Here is a 17,502-nt window from a genome sequence, read left to right as displayed (position 1 = left end):
GATCCATGGTGGACGCCGAGACGCTGCTGCGCGGCATCGTCGCCGACAGTCCTGACGGACTGTGGGTGGTGGATGCCGACGGCGCGACCGTCCTCGCCAACCCCCGGATGGCCGAGATCGTCGGGCGCCCCGGCGACGACCTGAGCGGGGTCACGCTCTTCGACATCGTCGACGAGGAGGGCCGCCGTCAGCTCGAGGACCACCTCGAGGACATGCGCGCCGGGCACCCTGGCGAGCACAACCTGGACTCATTGACGTTGCGGGCCGACGGCACCAGCGTGTGGACGCTGCTCAGCTGGGCGCCCCTCCACGGCGCCGATGGCTCCACGCTGGGCTGGCTGCACCGGATCAGCGAGTACGCCGATCGCAAGGGCCTTCTCGACACCCTGCAGGACCGCGAGCACCAGCTCGCCGCGGCACAGTCACTGGCCCGCCTCGGCAGCTGGGAGTGGGCGATCGGCAGCGATCGGATCTGGTGGTCCGACGAGCTCTACCGGATCTACGGCCTGCACCCCGACGAGTTCGAGGCGACGTACGACGCCTTCCTCGCCCGGATCCACGAGCACGACCGCCCCACCGTCGAGACGGCCATCGCGGAGGCCCTCGACGGCGCCGACAGCTTCCGCTGGGAGGCGCGGACCCGGCGCGGGGACGCGGACGAGCGCTGGGTCCGCGGGCTCGGGGTGGTCGAGCGCGGGGCCGACGGGGCGCCCGTGCGGATGACCGGTACCGCCCAGGACATCACCGACCTGGTGCGCGCCGACTTCCAGGCGGCCGAGGCGACGCGACGGCTGCACCTGCTGCGGGGCATGGCGGAGGCGGCCAACCAGTCGAGCAGCCTGGCCGCCGCCGTCGAGCACGCCTCCTCCGCGCTGTCCGGCACCGACGGGTGGGAGGTCATCAGCCTGCTGGTCCGCGAGCACCCGGGCGGCCCCCTGGCGCCCATGAGCATGCCCGGGTCCGACGTCGTCTCCCTGCCCGAGCCCGACTTCGAGCTGGCCGAGCGGTGCTGGGCGTCACGGGAGATCGAGTCGGTCCCGGCTCCCGGCCGGGAGTCGACCCACAGCCTCGTGGCCTTCCCGGTGGTCGGCGGCCCCGACGTGGCCTGCGTCGTGGAGCTCATCGCCGACGAGATGCCGCCGGACGCCCGCTCGCGCGAGCTGATCCACCAGATCGCCGACCAGCTCAACCGGGTCGCCGACCGCGAGCGCAGCGCGGCCGACCTCGCGGCCGCGCGTGACAGCGCGATGGAGGCCTCCCGGCTCAAGTCGGAGTTCCTGGCGACGATGAGCCACGAGATCCGGACCCCGATGAACGGCGTGATCGGCCTCAACGACCTGCTGCTGCGCACCGAGCTCGACGCGCGTCAGCGCCGGCTCGCCGAGGGCGTCCGCAGCGCCGGGCTGACGCTGCTCGGGCTGATCAACGACATCCTCGACCTGTCCAAGATCGAGAGCGGCAAGCTCGAGCTGGAGTCGGAGGACCTCGACATCCGCGCGGTCTTCGAGCAGACGGCCGCGGTGCTCGCCGGGCCCGCCCACGAGAAAGGGCTGGAGCTGGTCGTCGCCTGCCACCCCGACGTCCCCGTCCTGGTCAACGGCGACTCCGTGCGCGTCGGGCAGATCATCACCAACCTGGGCTCCAACGCCGTGAAGTTCACCGACCACGGGGAGGTGTCGATCCGGGCCTCGGTGGCCGAGCGCACCGACGACGAGCTGGTGCTGCGCGTCGAGGTCGCCGACACCGGCATCGGGATCACCGAGGCCGAGCGCGACGGGCTCTTCGACGCGTTCACCCAGGCCGACCGCTCCACGACCCGGCAGCACGGCGGCACCGGTCTCGGGCTGGCGATCTCCCAGCAGCTGGTCCACGCCCTCGGTGGTGAGATTGGCCTGGAGAGCACGCCCGGCCAGGGCAGCACCTTCTGGTTCACGGCACGACTGGGCACGGCCCGCTCCCACCGGCCCGACGGCCCGGACGTCTCGCCGTACCCGCTGCAGGACCGCAGGGTCCTCGTGGTGGAGGACAACGGCACCTCGCGCACCGTCCTGCTGGAGCAGCTCGGCGCCTGGCACCTCACCTGCGTGCCCGCCGCCACAGCCGAGGAGGCCCTGGCGGAGGTGGGCCGCGCGGCGCTGGACCGCAGGCCGTACGACGCGATCCTCCTCGACCTGACGCTCGACACCACCGACGGCCTCGCGCTCGCGTCCCGGATCCGCGAGGCGGAGCCGGTCGCCCCGCCGCTGCTGCTGCTCACCCGCGACCAGGTCGTCTCGGAGAGCCGCACCAGGGCAGCGGGCATCACCGCGACGCTGACCAAGCCGGTGCGCTACTCCGAGCTGTACGACGCGCTGTTGCACACCATCGTGGGCGAAGCGCCCCAGACCTCGACTCGCCGCTCGCCGTCGCCGCCGGCCATCGGGGTGAGGGTGCTCGTGGTCGAGGACAACGCCGTCAACCAGATGGTGGCCACCGGGCTCCTCGAGGCGCTCGGCTGCCACGCGGACGTCGTCGGCAACGGGGTCGAGGCGGTGAGCGCCCTTCAAGGCGACCACGGGTACGACGCAGTGCTGATGGACTGCCGGATGCCACTGCTCGACGGCTACGACGCCACGCGCGCCGTGCGGGCCGCGGAGGACGGCACCCGGGTGCCGATCATCGCGATGACCGCCTCCGCCCTCGAGGGCGAGCGTGAGCGGTGCCTCGCGGCCGGGATGGACGACTTCCTCACCAAGCCGGTCGACCCTCCGCAGCTCGCCCGGGCGTTGTCCCGCTGGGCGCCGGCGGCCCGCGTGTGGGGACCGGTCGAGACGCCCGCTGTGCCGGCCGGCCGCACCGAGGTCGTCTTGGACCCGGAGCGCGTCGCGATGCTGGCCGAGCTGATCAAGGACGGGGTCAGCTTCTTCGAGCGCACCCGCGCGTCCTTCATCGGCCGCGTCGAGGGGGTATTGGGTGACCTGCGCGCCGCCGTCGCCGCCGGCGACGCGGCCGCCGCCGCCGCGACCGCCCATCAGCTCAAGGGCAGCGCCCTCAACCTGGGCCTGCTGCAGGTGGGCGCCGCCGCGGCGGCCGTCGAGGCACGGGCCGACGCCGGCTCCACCGACGGCATCGACGGCCTCCTCGCCGCCCTTGCCGCCAGCGTCGCCGACGGGGTCGAGGCCCTGGCGGCGGCCGACCCGGCGCAATCCACCAAACCTGGGGCGCTTTCCTGTCGCCGACGACGAGGCGTCCGCCGGGTCGTCGGCCCCTATCCTGGGCGGTGGGCGGCGTCACCCCTGCCGCCCCGACACCACCTCGGCCCGCCCACCCGCGCGGACCACGACACAGAACGGACAGCACCCATGTCTGGAAGCCCTTCGGCCGACGTCTTCGACCTCGGCGCCGAGCATGAGCAGGTCGTCTTCGCCAACGACCCGGCCACCGGCCTCAAGGCGATCATCGCCATCCACTCCACGGCGCTCGGCCCGGCCCTCGGCGGCACCCGCTTCTTCCCCTACGCCAGCACCTCCGACGCGGTGCGTGACGTGCTCGACCTCGCGCGCGGGATGTCGTACAAGGCCGCGTTGGCCGGCCTGGACCTGGGCGGTGGCAAGGCGGTGATCATCGGCGACCCGGCCGAGCTCAAGACCGAGGCGCTGCTGCGCGCCTACGGCCGCTTCGTGCAGTCGCTGAACGGCCACTACTACACCGCCTGCGACGTCGGCACCTTCTCGCCGGACATGGACGACATCGCCCGGGAGTGCTCCTTCGTCACCGGCCGCACCACCGCCCACGGCGGCGCGGGCGACAGCTCGGTCCTCACGGCCTACGGCGTGTTCCAGGGCATGCGCGCGGCCGCCGCCTTCGCCTGGGGCACCGAGTCGCTCGCCGGGCGGACCGTCGGCGTGGCCGGGGTCGGCAAGGTCGGGCGACACCTGGCGCGCCACCTCGTCGAGGACGGCGCCGACGTCGTCGTCACCGACGTGCACGCACCGTCGGTGGCCCGGCTGCGAGACGAGTTGCCCGGCGTCCGGGTCGCCGCCTCGACCGAGGAGCTCGTCGCGGGCGCGCTCGACGTCTACGCCCCCTGCGCGATGGGCGGGGCCCTCAGCGACGAGGTCGTCGACGTGCTGTCGGCGCAGATCGTGTGCGGCGCGGCCAACAACCAGCTGGCTCACCCCGGAGTGGAGAAGGCGCTCGAGGACCGCGGAATCCTCTACGCGCCCGACTACTGCGTCAACGCCGGCGGCCTGATCCAGGTCGCCGACGAGCTCGAGGGCTTCTCCTTCGAGCGTGCCCACCAGCGCGCGACCGGCATCTTCGACACGGCGCGCACCGTCTTCGAGCTCGCCGCCTCCGACGGCGTACCGCCCGCCACCGCCGCCGACCGCCTCGCGGAGCGCCGCATGCGCGACGTGGGCCGCCTGCGCGGCGTGTGGCTCCCCCGCTGACCGTGGCTCAGCGGCGCCAGGTGGGCGCTGAGGTCAACTCACGTCCCAGGGGGTGCATGAAACTCGCGGCTCCTTGACGAAACTTCGTCGGGGAGCCGTGAGTTTCACCGGGTGCCCGGTGAAACTCCCGCGAGCCGACCAAACCCACGTCGCCGCGCGAGGTGCGTCAGTCGCGCGAGGGCTCGATGACGTCGGACCACTTCTCCAGCACCTCGGGATCGACCTGCTCGTCCTTGGTGCCGCTGTCGCCGTGCAGCTCACTGGCGAGCGCCCCGAAGTCCGTCTCGTGAGTGCGGTACTTGAGGTCGCGCGCGACCTTCGTCTGCTTGGCTTTAGCTCGGCCGCGCCCCATAGGGTCAGCCCCCTCGCAAGTCGGCCGGGGCAACCATGGCTCCCGGGCTGTCTCAAAGATTTCTCGTGAGGACAACGCTACCTGTTGCCTGGCTGTTCCCGCACGCCCGGGTGCGATGTCCGGCGTATTTCTGCCTACGCCGTGCGCGAACTCACCAGCCGGGGTGCTGGCCACGCAGTACGACGCGGCCGGACTGCTCGGGGTCGACGGCGACCTCACCGGCGACCCAGGCGCGGATCCCGAAGCCGTCGAGCACCTCGATCGCGCGGTCCATCGCCGCCGGAGCGGTGATCGCCACCATGCCGACACCGCAGTTGAGGGTGGCCTCGAGGTCGGGCTGCGAGACCTGGCCGACGCCGCGCACCAGGTCGAAGATGGGCTGGGGGGTCCAGGTGCCGCGCTCCAGGGTGGCCATGAGCTCCTGGGGCATCACCCGGGCGAGGTTGGCGGCGAGACCGCCGCCCGTGACGTGCGACATGGCGTGGACCTCGGTCTGCTCGGCCAGCGCGAGGCACGCCTTGGCGTAGATCCGGGTGGGGGTGAGCAGCTCCTCTCCCAGCGTGCGCCCGAGCTCCGGCACGTCCTTGTCGAGGGCCCATCCGGCGGTCTGCAGCAGCACGTGGCGGACCAGCGAGTAGCCGTTGGAGTGCAGGCCGCTGGCCTGCATGGCGATCACGGCGTCTCCGGGGCGCACCCGGCCGGGGCCGAGCAGCCGGTCGGCCTCCACCACGCCGGTCGTCGCGCCCGCGACGTCGTACTCGTCGGGGCCCAGCAGGCCGGGGTGCTCCGCGGTCTCGCCACCCACCAGGGCGCAGCCCGCCTCGACGCACGCCTCCGCGATGCCCTTGACGATGGCCGCGATCCGCTCCGGCACGACCCGGCCGCACGCGATGTAGTCGGTCATGAACAGCGGCTCGGCGCCGCAGACGACCAGATCGTCGACGACCATGCCGACCAGGTCGAAGCCGATCGTGTCGTGGACGTCCATCGCCTGGGCGATCGCCACCTTGGTGCCGACGCCGTCGGTCGACGTCGCGAGCAGGGGGCGCTCGTAGCCCTTGAGGGCCGAGGCGTCGAAGAGCCCGGCGAAGCCGCCGAGGCCGCCGATCATCTCGGGGCGGCGGGCCTTCTCGACCCACCCCTTCATCAGCTCGATCGCGGTGTCGGCCGCCTCGATGTCGACGCCGGCTCGCGCGTAGGCGGTGCCAGGGGTGGAGGTCTCGCTCACGGCATGCTTCCGATCAGGGGTTGTTGAGGACGGGGAGCGCCTTGCCCAGGGTGGGCGAGCTCAGCGTGGCCTCGAGCAGGTGCTTGCCGAGCAGGCTCGCGTCGGGCAGCTCGATGGGGTACTCGCCGGTGAAGCAGGCCGTGCAGAGCCGGGTCTTCTCCTGCTTGGTCGCCTCGATCATGCCGTCGAGGGAGATGTAGCCGAGGCTGTCGGCGCCGACGCTGGCCGCGATCTCGTCCGGGGTCAGTCCGTTGGCGATCAGCTCGGCGCGGGTGGCGAAGTCGATGCCGTAGAAGCACGGCCACTTGACCGGCGGGCTGGAGATCCGCACGTGGACCTCCTGGGCGCCCGCCTCGCGCAGCATCCGGACCTGAGCACGCTGGGTGTTGCCACGCACGATCGAGTCGTCCACGACGACGATCCGCCTGCCCCGGATCATGTGCTCCAGCGCGTTCAGCTTGAGCCGGATGCCGAGCTGGCGCAGCGTCTGGCTCGGCTGGATGAACGTGCGGCCGACGTAGGCGTTCTTGACGAAGCCCTGGCCGAACGGGATCCCGCTCTCCTCGGCGTAGCCGGCGGCGGCCGGGGTGCCGGACTCGGGCACCGGGATCACCAGGTCGGCCTCGACCGGAAACTGCCGGGCGAGCTCGCGGCCCATCTCGACCCGCGACTCGTGCACGCTGCGCCCGGCGATCGTCGCATCGGGGCGCGCGAGGTAGACGTACTCGAAGACGCAGCCCTTGGGCTCGGGTGCGGCAAAGGTGTGCGAGCGCAGGCCCTGGTCGTCGATCACCAGCATCTCGCCGGGCTCGACCTCGCGCACGACGCTCGCGCCGATCGTGGCGAGCGCGGCATCCTCCGACGCGACGACCCAGCCGCGGTCGAGCCGGCCGAGGACGAGCGGCCGGATGCCCTGCGGGTCCCGGGCGGCGTACAGGGTGTTCTCGTTCATCCACACGAACGAGAAGGCGCCCTTGAGCAGCGGCAGCACCTCGAGAGCCCGCTGCTCCAGCGAGGTGTCGGGGTGATGGGCGAACAGCGCGGTCACCAGGCCGGTGTCGTTGGTCGACGACTCGACGTTGCGCGCGTGCAGGTCGAGCTCGCCGGGGTCGGCGGGCAGGTCCGTGACCAGCTGCGCGAGCTCATGGGTGTTGATCAGGTTGCCGTTGTGGCCGAGCGCGATCGACCCGTCGGCCGTCGGCCGGAACGTCGGCTGCGCGTTCTGCCAGGTGCTGGCGCCGGTGGTCGAGTAGCGCGAGTGCCCGATGGCGAGATGGCCCTTGAGCGAGTCCAGCGTGGTCTCGTCGAAGACCTGCGAGACCAGCCCCATGTCCTTGTAGACCAGGATCTGGCGGCCGTTGCTGACCGCGATACCGGCCGACTCCTGGCCCCGGTGCTGCAGGGCGTACAGGCCGAAGTAGGTCAGCTTGGCGACGTCCTCGCCTGGGGCCCAGACTCCGAAGACTCCGCACGCGTCCTGTGGTCCTTGGTCCTGGGGATCGAGCGCCGCGGTGAGTCGGCCGTCTCCACCGAGACGCTGGCCACGACTGCTGAGGTAGGGCACGGGTCGAGTCTAGGAGATCGCACGCCGGATCGCCGGGTCGCCCGTAGCATGGCGGGGCTGGACGCCGTATCGGGACGATGAAGCAGCGAGGTGGAGATGGCGCTCGAGCCCGTCGGCATGCTCGCCTCCGACCGGGCCGGCTGGTCGGACGCCCTCTCGCGCGATGCCCTGCGACTGATCGCCGAGGCAGTGCGCGAGATGGCCGGCTTCCAGGTGGCCGCGGTCTCGGTGGTCCGCGGCGACGACCTGCACTCGGTCGCGATCGCGGGCAGCGACGAGGCGCGCGCGGCGCTGTGGGACGCCGTCACGCCGATGCAGGTGATCCGCGACGAGCTGGCCAAGGCCGACGACTGGGGGCGCTTCAAGTTCGTCCCGAGCGAGCGTGCGGGTGCCGTCGACGAGTGGGGCTGGGTCCCCGCGTACGAGCCCGCGGACGACGACGAGGCGTGGGACCCCCGTGACCTGCTGCTCGCGCCGCTGTACGACGACGACGCCCGCCTGGTCGGGCTGCTCTCGATCGACCTGCCCACGAGCGGGCGCCGCCCCGACGCCCGCCAGCGAGCGCTGCTGGAGCGCTACGCCGCCCATGCCGAGCGCACCGTCCTCGTCGCGCTGGAGCGCCATGACTTCTCCGAGCAGATCCGCCTCGCCACGACGGCGCGGGAGATCGTGCGGAGCCTGAGCGTCCACCTGCCGATCGAGGAGCTGCTCGAGCAGTGCGGCGCCGCGCTCTCCGCGGGCTTCCGGGCCGGTGGCAGCTGGGTCCAGACCTTCGCCGGAGACGTCCTCGGCTCGGGGGCGCTGCACAGCGCCCGAGGGGCCGAGATCGTGCTGCCCGATCTCCTGATCGAGGTCGCCGAGGAGGCCGCCCACCAGCTGTGGGCCGCGCAGCAGTGGGTCGTGATCGAGCGGGACCTCCCGGTCCAGCTGCTCACCTCGGAGCAGTCCGGCCTGATCCACCTGTTCATGGAGCGGATCGAGGCCGCGTCGCTGCTGTTCGTCCCGATCGGCGCCGGGGCGTCGTGCGTGGGCAACCTGGTGCTGACCCGCGTGGAAGGCCAGCCTCCGTGGGGGCGGACCGAGGCCGAGGCGGCGCTCGACATCGGCCATGACCTCGGTCGCTCGATCCTCAACGCCCGGACGTTCGCTCGCGAGCACCGGCTCGTCCAGGAGCTCACCGCGCTCGACCAGTACAAGGGGCGGCTCATCGCGACCGTCGCGCACGAGCTCAAGAGCCCGCTGACCGCGGTGGTCGGCCATCTCGAGATGGCAGAGGCGGCCCCCGAGCTCAGCGAGACGACCCGCCGCTCGCTCGCCGCCATGGATCGCGGGGCGCAGCGCCTGCAGCGGGTCATCGACGACCTGCTGCTGTTCTCCAAGGTGGGCGACCCCGACAGCGCCCTCATCGCGGTCCCCGTGCCGCTGCAGCCGGTGCTCGAGGAGCTCGCCGAGCTGCACACGGTCGCGGCCCGGCGTGCCGGCGTCACCATCCGGCTGGAGACACCGGAAGAGCCGGTGGGGGCCCTGGGCGAGCCGGAGGAGATCGACACCGCACTCGGCAACGTGCTCGGCAACGCGGTCAAGTACGGCCGTCCCGACACCGTCGTGACGGTCAGCCTGGCCCGGGAGCGTGACGACGCGGTGGTGACCGTGAGAGACCAGGGGATCGGCATCTCGCTGCACGACCAGGCGCAGCTCTTCGACGAGTTCTACCGCTCCGCGGACCCGGCGGCGCTGGCCCAGCCCGGCACCGGGCTCGGCCTGGCCATCGTCCGCCGCATCGTCGACCGGCACAGCGGGAGCGTCACCGTGACCTCCGAGCTGGGCGTCGGCAGCACGTTCACGCTGAGGCTGCCCGCCGCACCCGCCTGAGCGGCCCTGCGCCCGGCCCGCCTGCTCAGCGGCGGACCACGCCCGCGATCTGGGCGCGTGCGACCTCGGCCGCCTGGCCGCGAATCTCCGGGATCGCCGTCGACTCCCAGAGCACGCCCTTGCGCGGAGGCCCTACGGCGTACAGGCCCGGCACCACGCGGCCGTCGGGGTCGAGGAGCGCGCCGTCGGCGGTGGTCGCCAGGCCGAGGTGCAGGGTGTCGGGGGCGGCCAGGCCGCGCTCTCGTAGGGCGAGCAGGAGCGGGTCGCTGCTGCGGGTGATGTCCGATGAGGGGCCGGTGCAGTTGACCAGCACGTCGGCCGGCACCGGGGCCCCGACCTGGCCGATGTGCACGTCGCAGCGGCGTCCGCGGTCGACGACCCGGGCGATGCCGCCCGAGAGGACCACGAGCCGGCCCTCGGCCTGGTAGTCCTCGAGCCGCTTGGCCACCTCGGGGGCCATGCGGTGGCGGCGTACCTCCCAGAAGCGGGCGTGCGTGGCCAGGAAGCGCCGCCGCTCGTCGAGGCTCATGCCCTGCCAGATGGCCTGTGTCTGGGGACGCAGACCGTCGACCACGGCGCGCCAGTCGACGCCGCGCGCCTCGGCCGCGGCCACCTGCTCGCGGAAGAACGCCGCCAGCGCGTCGGCGGTCGCCGGGGTCTCCACCGGAGGGCTGACCCAGGCCGTCGACTGCTGGCCGACGTGGGGGAACGGGAGCAGGCCATGGCGGCTGGTCATCACCACCCGGCGCGACGCGTGCTCCTCCAGGAAGGTGATCGTGGTGTCGATGGCGGTGAGCCCGGTGCCGACGACGACCGCGGTGGCGTCACCCGGGAGCAGGTGCAGGCCGGCCAGGTCCCACGGGTTGGGCAGGTGCCACGGGGCGGCGGGCAGGGTGTCGCCGTCGACGACCAGGTCCCGTGGCTCCTGGTTGCCGTAGGCCAGGACGACCGCGTCGGCGACCGAGACGGCGCCGGCGGAGTACAGCTCGTAGCCCCCCTCGGGCAGCGGCACGATGTCGTCGACGCGCCCGGCGCGGACGCTCAGGCGGTGGTCGGCGACGCTGGCCAGCGTGTCCTGCAGGTAGGCGGCGTAGTCGCGGCGGGGCAGGAAGCCCTGTGGGTCGATGTCGCGCCCGGTGCGGGCGGCCCACTCCAGCAGGTCGGAGGGTACGTCGGGCCACGCGCTCATGTGCCGGGCACGGACGTTGAGCAGGTGCCGCGGATCCGAGGTGCCGTAGGCGATCCCGCGTCCCACGATGCCGCTCGCCTCGTGGATCGTGACGGACAGCCCCTCGCTGCCGGCCGCGCTCAGCAGGTTGACCGCGGTGAGGACGCCACTGGCGCCCCCGCCCACGATGGCGACCCGGGTCGCAGGCGCGGTGGTCGGCGGAGCGGGAGGACTGGACGGGTACAGAGTGGCCACGCTGAAAGTCTAGTGCCTCTATCGAGATGATGCGAAAGCGACACGACGCCTGGGCCCTACCGCTGACCCGTCAGAGACTTTTCTGACGGGTCAGCGGTGGTTTTCGTCGAGTTGGTGACGGGTCAGCGGGCCAGGTTGCGCAGGAGTAGCGCCTCGGCGAGGACGACCCGGGCGAACTCGGCCAGGTGCAGGCCCTCGTTGGCGCCGTGGGCGCGGGTGTCGGGGTCCTCCACGCCGGTCACGAGCACGCTGGCCTCGGGGAAGGCCTCGAGGAACTCCGCGATGAACGGGATCGAGCCGCCGACGCCCATGTCGACCGGCGCGACGCCGTCCCAGGCCTCCTCGAACGCCGCCCGCGCCGCGTCGTACGCCGGTCCGGTCGCGTCGATGCGCGTGGCCTCGCCGGTGTCCACGAGCGTGACGCTGAGCTCCGCGCCCCACGGGACGTGGGCCTCGAGGTGGGCGGTCAGGAAGGCCAGGGCGTTCTCGCAGGTGTCGCCGGGGGCGACGCGCAGGCTGATCTTGGCGCGCGCGGCCGGGACCAGCGTGTTGCTCGCGCCGTCGACCTTGGGCGCGTCCAGGCCGGTGATCGAGAGCGCGGGCTTGGTCCACAGCCGCTCGACCGCGGAGCCGCTGCCGATCCACTCGATGCCCGGCACGGCGCCGGACTCGGCGCGCAGCCGCTCCTCGGGGTAGACGACGTCCGCGGCCGGGCCGGAGTGCAGGCCGGCGATCGCCACGTTGCCCTCGTCGTCGTGCAGGCTGGCGATGACCCGGCTCAGCGCCATCAGCGAGTCGGGCACGAGGCCGCCCCACATGCCGGAGTGGACGGCGTGGGTGAGCGTGCGGACCTCGACGTCGACGCGCACGAGGCCGCGCAGGCTGGTCGTGAGGGCCGGCTCGCCGATGTCCCAGTTGCCGGAGTCGGCGATCACGATGACGTCGGCGCGCAGCCGGTCGTGGTGCTGCTTCAGCAGCGCCGGCAGGGTGTCAGAGCCGACCTCCTCCTCCCCCTCGATGAACATCGTGACGCTCACCGGCAGGTCGTCGCCGAAGACCCGCAGCGCGCCCAGGTGGGCGGCGATGCCGGCCTTGTCGTCGGCGGCGCCGCGGGCGTAGAGCCGCCCGTCGCGCTCCGTGGGCTCGAACGGCGGCGATTCCCAGTCGGCGGGGTCGTTCTCGGGCTGGACGTCGTGGTGGGCGTAGAGCAGCACCGTCGGCGCACCTTCCGGCCCGGCCTTGTGCGCAATGACGGCCGGCGCCCGCCCGTCTGCCTCCGCGCTCACGATCTCGACGGAGTCGAAGCCCTCGGCGCGGAACAGCTCGGCCACGGCCTCGGCGCTGCGCTGGACCTCGCCGGCGCGGGCCGGGTCGGCGCTGACCGACTCGATCCGCACGAGGTCCTCGAGGTCCTGGCGGAGCCCTGGGAGTACGTCGGTCACCTTCGCGCGGATGTCGTCACTCATGCCCCCAACCTACCGAGGGGCAGATACGGCGACAGGTCGGCGCGCTCCCCGCTGGCGCGGACCCGGCCCGCAGCCTCGGCCTCCTGCCAGGTCAGCTCCCCGCTGGCCAGCGCGACCCAGGTGGGCGCGTCCATCTCCACCACGGCCGGCGGGGTGCCGCGGGTGTGGCGCACCCCCGGGATGACCTGCACGGCGGCGTACGGCGGCACCCGCACCTCGACCGAGTGTCCGGGGGCGCGCTGCTCGAGCACGGCCAGGAAGTGCTTGGTGAGCGCGCGGTGGTCGTCCGCGTCGAACGCGGCGGCGAGCTCGTCGGGGGCGAGGACCCGCAGGCGGGGCGCCATCAGCCCTCGCCCCCGTCGGGGTAGGTGCGCATCGAGGGAGTATGACTGGCCGCCGCGGCGTCGCCGACGCCGGCACGAGTCCGACCTCGGGTCCGACCTCAGCAGGCGGCGAGGGTGCGGCGTGCCGACTGGGCGGCGGCGCTCATGGGCCCGAGCAGCAGCACGGCGAGGAGCAGCCAGAGGCCCGCACGACCGCCGGTCATGGCGGTCATCGAGACGGCCGTCAGCGGGACGAAGGTGGCGGCCCCGATCGTGAACCAGGCGGTGGCCCGCGCCACGGCGCGGTCGGCGTTCAGCCAGCGATGGCCGACGCCCGTGAGTAGGAGCGCCAGCACCGCACCGAGCAGCAGCAGCCCGCCGCCGGTCTCGATGGCCTGGTCGAGCACGGCGTAGAGCCAGCCGTCGGGAGCCTGGGCGTGCGAGGAGTCGGCGAGATCCAGCCCGCCGTCCCACAGGAACGGCTGCAGCCCGAGGCCCGCCAGAAGCGTCCACGCCGTACGGCGTGAGGCGGCGATCGCCAGCGTCGACTGGAAGGCCGGCGCGACCTCGGGGACGGCGCCGAAGTCCTCGAGGGCCAGGCGCGCGGCGTCGGGCGAGGCGTACCCGGCGCCCTCGTAGGCCTCGACCGCGTCCTCGAGATGGCCGGCGACCTCCTCGAGCAGGTCGGCCTTGGCGCGAGGCGGGCCCACCAGGGTGCGGTCGAGCGCGACCACGTAGTCGCGCACCTGCGGCTCGGCGCTGAGGGTCATGGTCCCGATCGTCCTCCGTGACGGCCACGGCGGCCATCGGGATTCACCCTGAGATCAGGCATGGCCGATGACTCCGCCCACCACCTGGGTGAACGCCGCCCACTCCTGGCGCTTGGCCTTGAGGGCCCGCCGCCCGGCCGCGGAGAGCCGGTAGGTCCGACGTCGGCGACCGGTGTCCTCCGACCAGGAGCTGACCAGGTAGCCGGCGGCCTCGAGCCGACGCAGGGACGGGTAGACCGTGCCGGTCGGCAGGTCGAGCTCACCGCCGCTGCGGAGCGCGAGGGCCTCGATGATGCCGTAGCCGTGCAGCGGCTCGGACTCCACCACGGCCAGGATCATCGCGTCGAGGTGCCCCCTGAGAGCGTCCGATTTCATGTAGACAGCCTACCTCTTGCCGTCCTACTGTCCATGCATAGACAGACTACGTATCGGCGTACTACGCATGAGGAGCGCCATGACCGGCACCCTGCTCCCCCGGCCCGACCGGGACACCCGCATGACCCGCCTCGCCTCCTGGTCACAGCGCCACCACTGGGCGGCCATCGGCCTCTGGCTGGTGACCCTCGTGGCCGTCACGGGGACCGCGAGCGCCGTCGGCAGCGACTACGGGAACGACTTCACGCTCCCGGGCACGGAGTCCCAGCAGCTGCTCGACGCCTTCGAGGAGCACGCGCCCGAGCAGCGCGGCGACTCGATCACGGTCGTCGTGCAGGCCGAGGACGGCCTGCAGGCCCACGCGGGCGCCGTGGACGACCTCGCCGGCGACCTCGGCACCCTGGAGCACGTCGCCGCCGTGCAGCCTCCGGACCCGAGGGGCGGCACCGTCTCCGAGGACGGCACCGTCGGGATCGCCACCGTGGTCCTCGACGACCAGGCGGGGCTGGTGCCGACCGAGGCGAAGCAGTCGATCCTCGACACCGCCCTCGCCCACGAGACCGACGAAATGCGCGTGGAGCTCACCGGCGACGCCGTGCGGGAGATCCAGGAGAGCGAGGCCGGGGGCGGCGCCGAGGGAGCCGGGATCCTGGCCGCGCTGGTGATCCTGCTGTTCCTGTTCGGATCGCTGCTGGCCGCGTCGCTGCCGCTGATCACCGCGATCTTCGCCGTGGGGACGACGTTCGGTGTCGTCGCCCTGGCCTCCCACGTGGCGACCGTCCCCGACTACACCCCGCCGGTCCTGATGCTGGTCGGGCTGGGCGTCGGCATCGACTACGCCCTGCTGGTCTTCGCGCGCTACCGCTCCGAGCTGCTCGCCGGAGCCGACCGCGAGGCGGCCGTGCGCATCGCGCTCGACACGGCCGGGCGGTCGGTCCTGTTCGCGGGCGCCACGGTCGTCATCGCGCTGCTCGGGCTCTACACCCTGGGCCTCGGCTCGCTTGAGGGCGTGGCCCTCGCGGTCACGCTGACCGTGCTGATGACCATGCTCGCCTCCCTGACGCTGCTGCCCTCCCTGATGACCCTCTTCGGCCCGCGCATCGAGCGCAGCGTCCGCAAGCACGCCGCCAGGCAGAAGCGCGTGCCCGGGCAGGCCTGGCGGCGATGGGCGATCGCCGTGGGCCGCCGGCCCTGGTCGGCGCTGCTCGTGGCGGTCGCCGTGCTGGGCGCGCTGTGCGTGCCGGCGCTGTCGATGCACCTCGGGTTCGCCGACGCCGGCAACGACCACCCCAGCACCACCAGCCGCCAGGCCTACGATCTGCTCGCCGAGGGGTTCGGGCCCGGCAGCAACGGCCCGCTGGTCGTGGTCACCCGCGGGGACGAGGCGGCCGCCCAGGCGTCGTACGACGTGCTCGCCGAGGCCGACGGCGTCGCTCAGGTCACCCCGGCGCAGGCCTCGCCGGACGGTGCGATCTTCACCAGCCTGGCGTTCCCGACCACCTCGCCGCAGGACGAGGCGACGACCGAGCTGGTCGACCGGCTCCGCCAGGACCTGCCCGGCGAGGCGATCGTCGGGGGCCCGACCGCGGCGGCGGTCGACTTCTCGGAGACCGTGAGCCGGCGCTTCCCGCTGTTCATCGGCAGCGTCGTCGGCCTGTCCGCACTGCTGCTCCTGGTGGTCTTCCGCTCCGTCGCGATCGCGGTCAAGGCCGCGGTCCTCAACCTGCTCTCCATCGGCGCCGCGCTCGGCGTGATCGCCCTCGTCTTCCAGGACGGCCGCTTCGGGGCGCAGCCCGGACCCATCGAGGCGTTCGTGCCGGTGATGATCTTCGCCATCGTCTTCGGCCTCTCGATGGACTACGAGGTCTTCCTGGTCTCGCGCATGCACGAGGAGTGGATGCGCTCCCGCGACGCGCTGGGCGCCGTACGCGAAGGGCTCGCCACGACCGGCGGCGTCATCACCGCAGCCGCCGCGATCATGATCGTGGTGTTCGGCGCCTTCGTGTTCTCCCCCGACCGGATGCTCCAGCAGTTCGGGGTGGGCCTCGCCTCCGCGGTCCTGCTGGACGCGCTGGTCATCCGCTGCCTCGTGGTGCCCGCCGTGATGCGCCTGCTCGGGGAGCGGGCCTGGTGGGCGCCGCGCTGGCTGGCGCGCGCCGTACCTCGGGTGCGGCTCGAATGAGCGAGCGTCGGCGGCGGCCCCGCTGGCTGCGCGCGCTCGTCGTCCTGGCGTGCGTGGCGGCGCTTCCGGTCGCCACCTTCGCCGGCTTCGTGGCCTGGTCCTTCGTGACGATGAGGACCGACACGGTCGGCGAGGTGGAGTTCGACCGGGCGCTCGCGATCCCGCCCCTCGCCCCGTCGCGGCTGGACGGGCAGGGACGGCGGGTCTTCGACCTCACGCTGCAGGCCGGCGAGACCGACCTGGGCCGGGACCGGCCGACCCCGACCTGGGGCGTCAACGGCTCCTACCTGGGCCCCACCCTCCGCGCCGTGCGGGGCGAGGAGGTCCTCGTCAACGTGGACAACGACCTCGACGAGGCCACCACGCTGCACTGGCACGGCATGCACCTGCCGGCGCGGATGGACGGCGGACCGCACCAGATGGTCGCACCGGGCGCGAGGTGGTCGCCGACGTGGCGCGTCGACCAGCCCGCCGCGACGCTCTGGTACCACCCCCACCCGCACGGCGAGACCGCCCGGCACGTCTACCGCGGCCTGGCCGGGCTGTTCCTCCTCGACGACCCGGCCGAGGCGGCGGTCCAGGAGCGCCTGCCCTCGACGTACGGCGTCGACGACGTGCCGGTCATCGTCCAGGACAAGCGGTTCGACGGACACGAGCTCGACGAGAGCGGGTCGTTCCTGTCGGGCGTCGGGCTGCTGGGCGACACCGTCCTCGTCAACGGCACCCCGGGGCCCTACCTCGACGTCACCACCGAGCGGGTGCGCCTGCGGCTGGTCAACGCGTCCAACGCCCGGGTCTACGACTTCCACCTGAGCGACGACCGCCGGTTCGACGTGATCGCCAGCGACGGCGGCCTGCTGCCCCGCACCGTCCGCAGCTCCTCGATCCAGCTCTCACCCGGCGAGCGCGCCGAGATCGTCGTGAAGCTCTCACCCGGGGAGACGGCCGTGCTGCGCAGTCGACCGCAGGACAACGGGGGCGGCCGCTTCGCCGGCGCCGACGACGCGCTCGACGTCCTCCAGCTGCGCGCCGCCGACGAGCTCGCGCCGAGCCCGGCCGTGCCCCGGGAGCTCGCCGCCGCTCCCTCCCTCGATCCGGCGGACGTGGTGACGACGCGTGACTTCACGCTCTCCGGCGAGCGGATCAACGGCCGCCAGATGGACATGTCGCGGATCGACCTCGTCGCGGAGGTCGACACCACCGAGCGGTGGCGGGTCCGCAATGCCGACGGGACACCGCACAACTTCCACGTCCACGACGTCCAGTTCGCCGTGGAGAGCGTCGACGGCCGAGCGCCCCCGCCGGAGCTGGCGGGCTGGAAGGACACGGTGTTCGTGCCGCCCGGAGGGGAGGTCGAGCTGCTCGTGCGGTTCAGCGACTACACCGACCCGGACCTGCCCTACATGTACCACTGCCACCTGCTGCGTCACGAGGACCGCGGGATGATGGGCCAGTTCGTCGTGGTCGAGCGCGGCGCACCCGCCGGGAGCCCGCCGGACGGGCACGACCACTGAGGC

12 protein-coding genes are annotated in these 17,502 nt (G+C 73.0%); 4 read left to right on the top strand and 8 right to left on the bottom strand.

All coding sequences use genetic code 11. The features are described from left to right. Window positions 1-5: 5 nt before the first annotated feature. On the top strand, window positions 6-4,430 hold the full coding sequence (locus LRP67_RS04980; RefSeq protein WP_231269088.1) for a response regulator: 4,425 nt from the start codon (window positions 6-8) through the stop codon (window positions 4,428-4,430). Between the two features lie 166 nt (window positions 4,431-4,596). Here LRP67_RS04980 and LRP67_RS04975 read toward each other — a convergent pair whose 3' ends face one another. From LRP67_RS04975 to purF, 3 genes are all read right to left on the bottom strand, one after another. Next, the gene (locus LRP67_RS04975; protein WP_231241656.1) at window positions 4,597-4,782 is read right to left on the bottom strand and encodes a DUF3073 domain-containing protein; all 186 of its coding nucleotides are present in this window, start codon (window positions 4,780-4,782) and stop codon (window positions 4,597-4,599) included. A 151-nt stretch (window positions 4,783-4,933) separates the two neighbouring features. After that, on the bottom strand, window positions 4,934-6,010 hold the full coding sequence (gene purM, locus LRP67_RS04970; protein WP_231269087.1) for a phosphoribosylformylglycinamidine cyclo-ligase: 1,077 nt from the start codon (window positions 6,008-6,010) through the stop codon (window positions 4,934-4,936). A gap of 13 nt (window positions 6,011-6,023) precedes the next feature. Continuing rightward, the gene (purF, locus tag LRP67_RS04965; protein ID WP_231269086.1) at window positions 6,024-7,574 is read right to left on the bottom strand and encodes an amidophosphoribosyltransferase; all 1,551 of its coding nucleotides are present in this window, start codon (window positions 7,572-7,574) and stop codon (window positions 6,024-6,026) included. A 96-nt stretch (window positions 7,575-7,670) separates the two neighbouring features. Here purF and LRP67_RS04960 point away from each other — a divergent pair, with 96 nt between their 5' ends. Then, window positions 7,671-9,446 carry a cell wall metabolism sensor histidine kinase WalK gene (locus tag LRP67_RS04960; RefSeq protein ID WP_231269085.1) on the top strand — a complete coding sequence of 592 codons (1,776 nt, stop codon included), beginning with the start codon at window positions 7,671-7,673 and terminating at the stop codon, window positions 9,444-9,446. A gap of 25 nt (window positions 9,447-9,471) precedes the next feature. On the opposite strand, the gene LRP67_RS04955 is transcribed toward LRP67_RS04960, so the two are convergent. The 5 genes from LRP67_RS04955 to LRP67_RS04935 all read right to left on the bottom strand — a co-directional run bounded on the left by LRP67_RS04955 (window position 9,472) and on the right by LRP67_RS04935 (window position 13,803). Next, the gene (locus LRP67_RS04955; RefSeq protein WP_231269084.1) at window positions 9,472-10,869 is read right to left on the bottom strand and encodes an FAD/NAD(P)-binding protein; all 1,398 of its coding nucleotides are present in this window, start codon (window positions 10,867-10,869) and stop codon (window positions 9,472-9,474) included. A gap of 122 nt (window positions 10,870-10,991) precedes the next feature. Continuing rightward, window positions 10,992-12,335: a dipeptidase gene (locus tag LRP67_RS04950; protein WP_231269083.1), complete on the bottom strand. Its 1,344-nt coding sequence runs from the start codon at window positions 12,333-12,335 to the stop codon at window positions 10,992-10,994. Further along, window positions 12,332-12,679 carry a sterol carrier family protein gene (locus LRP67_RS04945; RefSeq protein WP_231269082.1) on the bottom strand — a complete coding sequence of 116 codons (348 nt, stop codon included), beginning with the start codon at window positions 12,677-12,679 and terminating at the stop codon, window positions 12,332-12,334. The genes LRP67_RS04950 and LRP67_RS04945 overlap by 4 nt, the downstream gene beginning before the upstream one ends. A 98-nt stretch (window positions 12,680-12,777) precedes the next feature. After that, a complete protein-coding gene (locus tag LRP67_RS04940) occupies window positions 12,778-13,428 on the bottom strand; it encodes a permease prefix domain 1-containing protein (RefSeq protein ID WP_231269081.1) in 651 nt (216 codons plus the stop codon). A 54-nt stretch (window positions 13,429-13,482) separates the two neighbouring features. Further along, the gene (locus LRP67_RS04935; protein ID WP_231269080.1) at window positions 13,483-13,803 is read right to left on the bottom strand and encodes a PadR family transcriptional regulator; all 321 of its coding nucleotides are present in this window, start codon (window positions 13,801-13,803) and stop codon (window positions 13,483-13,485) included. 79 nt (window positions 13,804-13,882) lie between these two features. Between LRP67_RS04935 and LRP67_RS04930 the strand changes: the two genes are divergently transcribed. Further along, on the top strand, window positions 13,883-15,985 hold the full coding sequence (locus LRP67_RS04930) for an MMPL family transporter (RefSeq protein WP_231269079.1): 2,103 nt from the start codon (window positions 13,883-13,885) through the stop codon (window positions 15,983-15,985). Continuing rightward, window positions 15,982-17,499 (top strand): multicopper oxidase family protein, encoded by a 1,518-nt coding sequence (locus LRP67_RS04925; RefSeq protein WP_231269078.1) that lies wholly within the window; start codon window positions 15,982-15,984, stop codon window positions 17,497-17,499. The genes LRP67_RS04930 and LRP67_RS04925 overlap by 4 nt, the downstream gene beginning before the upstream one ends. Window positions 17,500-17,502: the final 3 nt, after the last annotated feature.

The organism is Nocardioides sp. cx-169 (assembly GCF_021083605.1).
Classification (GTDB): Bacteria; Actinomycetota; Actinomycetes; order Propionibacteriales; family Nocardioidaceae; genus Nocardioides.
This window is presented reverse-complemented; position numbering and strand designations above follow the sequence as displayed.